General features: G+C 40.1%; 4 protein-coding genes and 1 pseudogene. All 5 read right to left on the bottom strand.

Going from position 1 to position 3,087, the window contains the following annotated elements:
* Positions 1-216, bottom strand: a pseudogene (locus tag QNK26_RS02665) (NADH:ubiquinone reductase (Na(+)-transporting) subunit F); the annotation flags it as partial.
* 65 nt (positions 217-281) lie between these two features.
* The gene (nqrE, locus tag QNK26_RS02660) at positions 282-890 is read right to left on the bottom strand and encodes an NADH:ubiquinone reductase (Na(+)-transporting) subunit E (protein WP_319220716.1); all 609 of its coding nucleotides are present in this window, start codon (positions 888-890) and stop codon (positions 282-284) included.
* 5 nt (positions 891-895) lie between these two features.
* Complete coding sequence (locus QNK26_RS02655) at positions 896-1,528, bottom strand: NADH:ubiquinone reductase (Na(+)-transporting) subunit D (protein WP_319220715.1); 633 nt, start codon at positions 1,526-1,528, stop codon at positions 896-898.
* A complete protein-coding gene (locus tag QNK26_RS02650) occupies positions 1,521-2,300 on the bottom strand; it encodes a Na(+)-translocating NADH-quinone reductase subunit C (protein ID WP_319220714.1) in 780 nt (259 codons plus the stop codon). The genes QNK26_RS02655 and QNK26_RS02650 overlap by 8 nt, the downstream gene beginning before the upstream one ends.
* Positions 2,293-3,087 (bottom strand): NADH:ubiquinone reductase (Na(+)-transporting) subunit B (locus tag QNK26_RS02645; RefSeq protein ID WP_319220713.1); only part of this gene is annotated, 795 nt, incomplete at its 5' end. The genes QNK26_RS02645 and QNK26_RS02650, both read right to left, overlap by 8 nt.

Below are 3,087 nucleotides of genomic sequence, written 5' to 3'. Positions count from 1 at the left end.
ACCGCCACCACAAGCAGAAGAAACAAAAATTCCAGAATTAGCAAGTGCGCCTAATAGTTTGCCACCCGCTTGGGTTTTAATACTTTTATCTGCATCATCGTTAACAGTAATAATAATATCGCCTGTGCTTACTAGTTTTGCCTTAGCTGCCAAAATAATGACAACTAATGCTAAAACGATAATAGTAAACATGGCTACGCCGAGAAATATTTCCATCGACTTTTTCCTTGTTTTGAGGGGGTATTAACCCCCGAAATTCAATTAAGCTAAAACAGCAACGCTTACAGTTGGATACCTGAGAATGACATAAACCCAAGTGCCATTAGACCCGTTGTAATAAATGTAATACCTAAACCACGTAAACCATCTGGTACGTCTGAGTATTTCATTTTTTCACGGATACCCGCTAATGCAACAATCGCCAATGTCCAACCAATGCCACTACCAATACCGTAAACAGCTGATTCAAGTAAGTTATACTCACGTAAAACCATAAACGATACGCCACCAAAAATTGCACAGTTAACTGTGATTAATGGTAGGAAGATACCAAGAGCTTGATACAAAGCTGGGAAGTATTTATCTAATACCATTTCCAGAATTTGTACTAAGGCTGCGATAACACCGATGAAAGTAATAAAGCCTAGAAAGCTAAGGTCTGCTTCAGGGAAGCCTGCCCACCCTAATGCACCAGGTGCTAACAAGTTAAAGTAGATGATTTGGTTTACCGGTACAGAAATACCTAATACTACGATAACCGCAACACCTAAACCCATCGAGGTTTTAACTTTCTTAGAAACAGCAAGGAATGTACACATGCCTAAGAAGAAAGCTAACGCCATATTTTCAATAAAAATTGAGCGCACAAATAAACTAAGATAATGTTCCATTCAAACTACTCCTTTGGCTCGATTTGCTCTGGTCTAAGTGTACGCATAGCCCAGATGATGCCACCAATAATAAAGAACGCACTTGGAGGAAGCAGTAATAAACCATTAGCTTGATACCAACCACCATTTGAAGTGAGCGGTAAAATTTCGATACCAAATAAAGCGCCGGCACCAAATAACTCACGAATCCCGCCCACGATTACAAGAATGAAACCATAACCTAAACCATTACCGATACCATCCATGAAGCTTGGGAATGGTTTGTTTTTCATCGCAAATGCTTCTGCGCGTCCCATTACAATACAGTTTGTAATGATAAGGCCAATATAAACAGATAACTGCTTCGACAAACCGTACGCATATGCTTTCAATACCTGGTCAACTAAGATTACTAGTGATGCAATGATCGCCATTTGTACAATAATACGTACACTATTTGGAATATAGTTACGAATCATTGAAATAAACAAGTTAGAAAATGCGGTTACGAATAGAACCGCCAACGTCATTACGACTGCATTTTGTAACGTTGTCGTTACCGCCAATGCTGAACAAACACCTAAGATTTGCAATGCAATCGGGTTATTACTAACAATCGGGGAAGTTAATACTTCTTTTAATTCATTTGAATTAGCCATTGTTTAACGCTCCTTCTCGAACTTTCTTAAGAAACGGACCAAAGCCTTGCTCACCTAGCCAGAAACTAAAGGTATGTTGAACGCCAACACTGGTTAGTGTTGCGCCAGATAAACCATCAATTTCATGTTTAGAATCTGCAGGAGCTTGCCCCTTAATGACTTTGATTGCTGGTACACCATTTTCATCAAACAACTCTTTACCTTCCCAAAGTGCACGCCAGCGTGGGTTTTCAACTTCGCCACCCAGTCCAGGTGTTTCACCTTGGTCGTAATAAGTTATCGCTTCAATAGTATTAGCATCAGGTTTAATCGCAACAAATGCATACATAGTTGACCATAAACCGGCACCATGAACGGGTAAAATAATGCTTTGCAATTCACCGCTGTCATCAGAAACAAGGTAAACTGTTGCAAGATTTGCACGACGGCCAATACCCGCTACATTTTGTTCAGCCGTTAAGCGAACACTTTGTTGCGGGTCTTTTGCCGCTTTTCGTTGGTCATAACTTGCAGCATCAACGCCTTCAGCAAATTCGCCCGTTGTTAAGTCAACTAGCTTAGTTTCGATATTAGATGCAAAGATTTCAGAAACTGATTTATCAGTCTCTAAGTCTGCTACAGCAAGAATATTTTTTTGCTTATCAATCTCTTTATTGGCGATTTGTAGTGAACGTAAGCCAACGGCTGCGCCCGCAACAACAATTGAACATACTAGACAAACTGCTAGTACCACAACGATTGTTCTACCAAATGTTTCCTGTTGATTAGACATTACGCGCTAACCTCCGTTTGATATTTCCTTGTACAACAAAGTAGTCAAATAGTGGTGCAAACAAGTTAGCAAATAAGATAGCTAGCATAATACCTTCAGGGAAAGCAGGGTTTACAACACGAATCAATACTGTCATTAATCCAATTAATATCCCGTAAGCCCATCTACCTTTGTTAGTAAATGATGCAGATACAGGATCTGTTGCCATAAAGATCATACCAAAGGCAAATCCCCCCATGACTAAATGCCAGTACCAAGGTAATTGGAACATATGGTTTGTATCACTACCAATCACATTAAACAGCAAAGAAGTTGCAACCATACCAATCATTACGCCGGAAATGATTCGCCATGAAGCAATACCCGTAATAACAATAAAAGCACCACCAATTAAGATAGCCAATGTTGAGACTTCACCAACACTCCCTTGCATATTACCAAGAAAAGCATCCATCCAAGATAGGTTTGTTTGCACCGCTTCTAAGCCACTTTGTGACATTACGCTAAGTGATGTGGCACCAGAGAAGCCATCTACCGCAGTCCAAACCGCATCACCAGAGATATCAGTTGGGTATGCAAAGTATAGAAAAGCACGACCAGCAAGCGCTGGATTTAGGAAGTTACGACCTGTACCACCAAAGATCTCTTTAGCAACAACAATACCAAACGTAATACCTAAAGCAACTTGCCATAATGGTAATGTTGCTGGAACGATTAATGCGAACAGTACTGATGAAACGAAGAAACCTTCATTCACTTCATGTTTACGTACACTCGCAAATAAAAC

Source organism: Moritella sp. (genome assembly GCF_033791185.1).
Taxonomy (GTDB): Bacteria; Pseudomonadota; Gammaproteobacteria; order Enterobacterales; family Moritellaceae; genus Moritella.
Note: the sequence above shows the minus strand (reverse complement) of the source record. Positions and strands in the feature narration are given on the sequence as shown.

Bases quoted from the DNA above. Each gene is read 5' to 3' on its own strand.
- nqrE (WP_319220716.1), bottom strand. From the start codon at position 890: ATGGAACATTATCTTAGTTTATTTGTGCGCTCAATTTTTATTGAAAAT.
- QNK26_RS02655 (WP_319220715.1), bottom strand. From the start codon at position 1,528: ATGGCTAATTCAAATGAATTAAAAGAAGTATTAACTTCCCCGATTGTT.
- QNK26_RS02650 (WP_319220714.1), bottom strand. From the start codon at position 2,300: ATGTCTAATCAACAGGAAACATTTGGTAGAACAATCGTTGTGGTACTA.